Source organism: Mesorhizobium sp. M2C.T.Ca.TU.002.02.1.1 (genome assembly GCF_003997225.1).
Genome location: NZ_RZTO01000435.1, coordinates 1 through 5,228 on the forward strand (window position 1 = coordinate 1; position 5,228 = coordinate 5,228).

The window sequence follows — 5,228 nt, forward strand, 5'->3', positions numbered from 1 at the left end:
AACTTATCGAAAACGCCCCGCCTGACGGTGCAGGCGGGGCGTTCTTCATGTCGGGCGATCGTCGTTCACTCGCCGCCGACGTCGAAATGCAGCCGCTTGGCTGAATCGATCGACTTGTGCGCCCGCACTTTCGCCAGAACGGGCTCCGGGAACGGCGCGTCGAGATAGAGCAGCGCGATCGCATCGCCGCCGGGCCGGTTACGGCCGAGCTGGAAGTTGGCGATGTTGACGCCATTCTCGCCGCACACCGTGCCGAGCAGGCCGATGATGCCGGGCGCGTCGGCATTGGTCGTGTAGAGCATGTGCTGGCCGACCTCGGCATCGAGATTGATGCCCTTGATCTGGATGAAGCGCGGCTTGCCGTCGGAGAAGCAGGTGCCGGCGATCGAGCGCGTCATGTGCTCGGTCTTGACGGTGAGCTTGATATAGCCGTCGAACACGCCCGATTTGTCGCGCTTGACCTCGGCGACGATGATGCCGCGCTCCTTCACCATGATCGGCGCCGACACCATGTTGACGTCGGCGACCTGCGGCCGGATCAGGCCCGCGAGCGCCGCGCTCACCAGCGCGCGTGTGTTCATCGTCGCGGTCGAGCCGTCGAACAGGATCTCGACCTCCTTGATCGGGTCCTCGGTGACCTGGCCGACAAAGGCGCCGAGCACTTCGGCGAGCTTGACGAAGGGTTTCAGCCGCGGCGCCTCCTCCGCGGTGATCGAGGGCATGTTGATGGCGTTGGAGACCGCGCCCTTGATCAGATAGTCGCTCATCTGCTCGGCCACCTGCAGCGCGACATTCTCCTGCGCCTCGGTGGTCGAGGCGCCGAGATGCGGGGTCGCCACGACATTCTCCATGCCGAACAGCGGGTTGTTTTCCGCCGGCTCGACCTCGAAGACGTCGATGCCGGCGCCGGCCACCTTGCCGCTCTTCAGCGCGGCGACCAGGTCGGCCTCGACGACCAGCCCGCCGCGGGCGCAATTGATGATGCGAACACCGTCCTTCATCTTGGCGATCGCGGCCGCGTCAATGATGTTGCGCGTCTTGTCGGTCAGCGGCGTGTGCAAGGTGATGAAATCGGCGCGGGCGAAGAGGTCGTCGAGCTCGACCTTCTCGACGCCGAGCTCCTCGGCGCGGCTGTCCGACAGGAACGGATCGAAGGCCACGACATGCATCTTCAGGCCGACGCCGCGCGTGGCGACGATCGAGCCGATATTGCCGCAGCCGATCACGCCCAGCGTCTTGCTGGTGATCTCGATGCCCATGAAGCGGTTCTTTTCCCATTTTCCCGCATGCGTCGAGGCGTTGGCCTCCGGGATCTGGCGCGCCAGGGCGAAGATCATGGCGACCGCGTGCTCCGCCGTGGTGATCGAATTGCCGAAGGGCGTGTTCATCACGATGATACCCCTGCGGCTGGCGGCCGGGATATCGACATTGTCGACGCCGATGCCGGCGCGGCCGACGACCTTGAGTCTGGTGGCGGCATTGATCAGCTTCTCGGTGACCTTGGTCGCCGAGCGGATGGCCAGGCCGTCATACTGGCCGATCACCTCGGCGAGCTTTTCCTTGTCCTTGCCGAGATCGGGCAGATAGTCGACGTCGATGCCGCGATCCTTGAAGATCTGCACGGCGGTGGTGGAAAGTTTATCCGAAACGAGAACGCGGGGCGCCATTGCGGCCTCCTTGACGTGGAAATGGATGTGTCGGGAAATGGCGGCCCGCGGGCCGCCCTGAAACTCAGGCCGCTGCTTTCAGCGATGCCTTCTGCGTGGCGAAGGCCCAGTCGAGCCAGGGCAGCAGCGCTTCGAGATCGGAGGTCTCGACGGTTGCGCCGCACCAGATGCGCAGGCCGGGCGGGGCATCGCGATAGGAGCCGATGTCGTAAGCGACGCCTTCCTTGTCGAGCGCTGACACGATGCCCTTGGCGAAAGCCGCCTGGCCGTCGGCGTCGAGCGCCGCGACGTCAGGATCGGTGAAGGAGAGGCACACGGACGTGTTCGAGCGTGTCGCCGGATCGACGGCGAGATGACCGAGCCACGGCGACGTCTCAACAAACCGGTCGAGCACCGCGGCATTGGCGTCGGCGCGGGCGATCAGCGCATCGAGCCCGCCGATCGATTTCGCCCAGTGGAGCGCATCGAGATAGTCCTCCACGCACAGCATCGACGGCGTGTTGATGGTCTCGCCCTTGAAGATGCCCTCGATCAGCTTGCCGCCCGAGGTGAGGCGGAAGATCTTCGGCAGCGGCCAGGCCGGCTTGTAGGTCTCCAGCCGCTCGACGGCGCGGGGCGACAGGATCAGCATGCCATGCGCGCCCTCGCCGCCCAGCACCTTCTGCCAGGAGAAGGTGACGACATCGAGCTTCTCGAAATCGAGCCTTTGCGCGAACGCAGCCGAGGTGGCGTCGCAGATGGTCAGGCCCTTGCGGTTCGCGGGAATGAAATCGCCGTTGGGCACGCGCACGCCCGAAGTCGTGCCGTTCCAGGTGAAGACGACGTCGCGGTCGAAATCGATCTGCTTGAGGTCGGGCAGCTTGCCGTAGCCGGCCTCGAATTTGCGCACATCGGCGAGCTTGAGCTGCTTGACGACATCCGTCACCCAGCCGGAGCCGAAGCTCTCCCAGGCGACCATGTCGACGCCGCGCTCGCCGAGCAGCGACCATAGCGCCATCTCGACCGCGCCGGTGTCCGATGCCGGCACGATGCCGATGCGATAGCTCGCGGGAACCTTGAGGATTTCGCGCGTCAGCTCGATCGCCTGTTCGAGCTTGGCCTTCCCGATCTTGGCGCGGTGCGAGCGCCCGAGCGCGGCGGCTTTCAGCGCCTCGGCCGACCAGCCGGGACGTTTTGCGCAGGGACCTGAAGAGAAATTGGGGTTTGCCGGACGGAGTCCGGGCTTGGTAGGTGTCGTCATCGTGGTCTATCCTTCCAGATAGTGGCCCCTCGTTGGGGAGGGGTGGCCCACGGACGGCGATATGCGCTCAAGGCTTCGGCGTCAAGAGCAAAGTTTTTGTCGCTGTCGGGATATTCGCTCCAACTGGCGCTCGATCCGAAAGGAGAACGGCGGGCCCTTAGGACCCGCCGTCGAAACCTCTCAGCCTGCGTGGCTCACCAGAGATCGTAGCGCAGCCCGAGCTTAACCTGGTGATTGCTGATCCCCTTGTGGACAGGGAAAGAAGTAAGGCTTGCGGCGGTAACGTATTCCGCATCGGGAGCGGAGAAATATTGGTATCCGAGGTCGATCAGCACGTTCTTGGACACTTGATAGGCAAAGCCAGCATTCAACGTATAGGCGAGAGAGTACCGGGATTTATTATCATCGACGGTGAAGTTGTTGGCGGGGTCATTGACATCCGTGTATGTGGCCGAAAGCTTGCGTGTGCTGCGAACAACACCAATGCCGGCGCCAACATAAGGCGTGATGCCTACATATGTGCCAAGATCGACGTAGCCGTTAACTATGCCAGAGAACGCATAGTTCTTCAGGTTTCCGAACCCGACTGCCGACGGCGTCGCGGTCGCTGTGTCATCGTAGCTGAAGCTGGCTTTGTTGCCGGGCAAATAACCGAGATTGAGATCGGCGCGTAGGTAATCGTTGAAGTGATATCCGAAGCCTATGCTGCCGAAGACAGCGTCTTCGCTCTCGCTGAAACTCTTATTGTTGGTGATCGTTGGCGGGAAGGTGAAATCGCCGTTCTTGAAGCTCTTCTGCGGCAGATAAGCGACATCGCCACGCAGGTACCAGCCCGAGCCGACCTCGACCGGCTGGTAGTCCGGCGCCTGGTCGACATAGATCGGCGGATCGTAGTCCGCCGCCAGCGCCGGCGTCATCGGCAGCAGGATGGTTGCGGCAAGCGCTGACGCGATACGCGATCTGGATGTCATGGTCCCCGGCTCCTGAAATTGGCGCCAATCACGAACGCGGGCGCCGTTTCAAGATCCTATTGTTAACCATAGTGGTTAAGTGCCGGTTAAGGATAACAGCCGGTTACCAAATTGATTTCGATCGATATTTACCGACGTTGCATAAACGAAAAGCCGCCCGGCTGATGCCGGGCGGCTTTTGAAGTTACAGGACTAGGAAACGATTACTTGGTGTAGATCGGTTCCGGTTCCGGCTGATAGGCGACCACCGGTGCGGCGCAACCATTGTTGCCGCCGAACTGGTAGCGCAGGCCGCCGCGCACTTCGTGGGTGTTGATGCCGCGATCGAAGCCCGGTCCGGCGCTGCTCGCATCCCAGTCGAACATGCGGCCGCCCTGGATGTGGGAGAAGCGGTAGCCGGCGTCGAGGATAACCCTGTCGGTCAGGCAGTAGGAAGCGCCGGCCATCAGAGCGTAGGCAAAGCGCCAGTTGGAGGAGCCGGGATTGGTCTCGGTGGTGTTCGGATCGTGGACCGTGTCCCACTTGACGTGCGCGCCGCCGATACCGGCGCCGACATAGGGCGTGATGCCATGCCAGGTGCCGATATCGACATAGGCGTTGGCGAGCAGCAACAGGGCGCTCATGTTCGACACTTCGGTCGAGGTCGAGACGAGATCCGAGGTCTGGCCGTTGAAGTTCGACTTGAACCAGTAGTCGGCGGTCACGTCGGTGCGGAAGTAGTCGTTGATCTTGTAGCCGACACCGCCGCCGAGCGAGAAGCCGCCCTTCAGCTTGCCGAAATCGAAGCTTTTGCCGCCGACGATGACGTCGCCGCAATTACAGGGATCGACGGTATAGGTCGCATAGTCGATGCCGCGCACGGTAGACTTGTGATAGTCGATGTCGCCGCGGATATACCAGCCGCCGACATCGACGGGCTGCGCTTCGACGACCGGCGGCGGCGCCTCTTCGATCGGTTGCGGAAGATCGGCCGCCAGCGCCGGGCCGGCTAGCCCCGCGAACAGCGCGGCAAGCACTGCCATTCTCTTTATATTGAACATGCTGTCACCCCTAAGAAGCCTCGGGACGACGCCCGAAGATGGTTGCCTCGGGTGTGGATAATGAATTGCAAAGGTTAAAGGCCGTTTAACCGTACCGATTAACCACGAATCTATACAATTTTAGAGCGAACGCCGTTGTCCGAACGGCCGCCCGGCAACGAAAAAGCCCGCCTTGCGGCGGGCTCAGACTGCTGACAAACCCCTGGCGTTAGCCGGGGGTTTTTGATTCACTGGGTCATGTTGAAGCGACCCGCCCCCGAACAGACCGCGCTCGAGATGGTAACGTTGGACCAACTGGTCCCGGCTGATC

At 62.3% G+C, this 5,228-nt stretch carries 4 protein-coding genes; all 4 read right to left on the bottom strand.

Features of this window, described 5'->3' with window-relative positions:
- Window positions 1–65: 65 nt before the first annotated feature.
- The 4 genes from serA to EOD07_RS21445 all read right to left on the bottom strand — a co-directional run bounded on the left by serA (window position 66) and on the right by EOD07_RS21445 (window position 4,918).
- Window positions 66–1,667 (bottom strand): phosphoglycerate dehydrogenase, encoded by a 1,602-nt coding sequence (gene serA, locus EOD07_RS21430; RefSeq protein ID WP_127236886.1) that lies wholly within the window; start codon window positions 1,665–1,667, stop codon window positions 66–68.
- 64 nt (window positions 1,668–1,731) lie between these two features.
- Window positions 1,732–2,907, bottom strand: coding sequence for a phosphoserine transaminase (locus EOD07_RS21435; protein ID WP_127236887.1), 1,176 nt, complete (start codon window positions 2,905–2,907; stop codon window positions 1,732–1,734).
- 194 nt (window positions 2,908–3,101) lie between these two features.
- Complete coding sequence (locus tag EOD07_RS21440) at window positions 3,102–3,878, bottom strand: outer membrane protein (protein ID WP_127236888.1); 777 nt, start codon at window positions 3,876–3,878, stop codon at window positions 3,102–3,104.
- A gap of 203 nt (window positions 3,879–4,081) precedes the next feature.
- Window positions 4,082–4,918, bottom strand: coding sequence for an outer membrane protein (locus tag EOD07_RS21445; RefSeq protein ID WP_127236889.1), 837 nt, complete (start codon window positions 4,916–4,918; stop codon window positions 4,082–4,084).
- Window positions 4,919–5,228 lie beyond the last annotated feature (310 nt).

Excerpts from the sequence above, each read along its gene's own strand:
- EOD07_RS21435 (WP_127236887.1), bottom strand. The coding sequence starts at position 2,907 with ATGACGACACCTACCAAGCCCGGACTCCGTCCGGCAAACCCCAATTTC.
- serA (WP_127236886.1), bottom strand. The coding sequence starts at position 1,667 with ATGGCGCCCCGCGTTCTCGTTTCGGATAAACTTTCCACCACCGCCGTG.
- EOD07_RS21440 (WP_127236888.1), bottom strand. The coding sequence starts at position 3,878 with ATGACATCCAGATCGCGTATCGCGTCAGCGCTTGCCGCAACCATCCTG.
- EOD07_RS21445 (WP_127236889.1), bottom strand. The coding sequence starts at position 4,918 with ATGTTCAATATAAAGAGAATGGCAGTGCTTGCCGCGCTGTTCGCGGGG.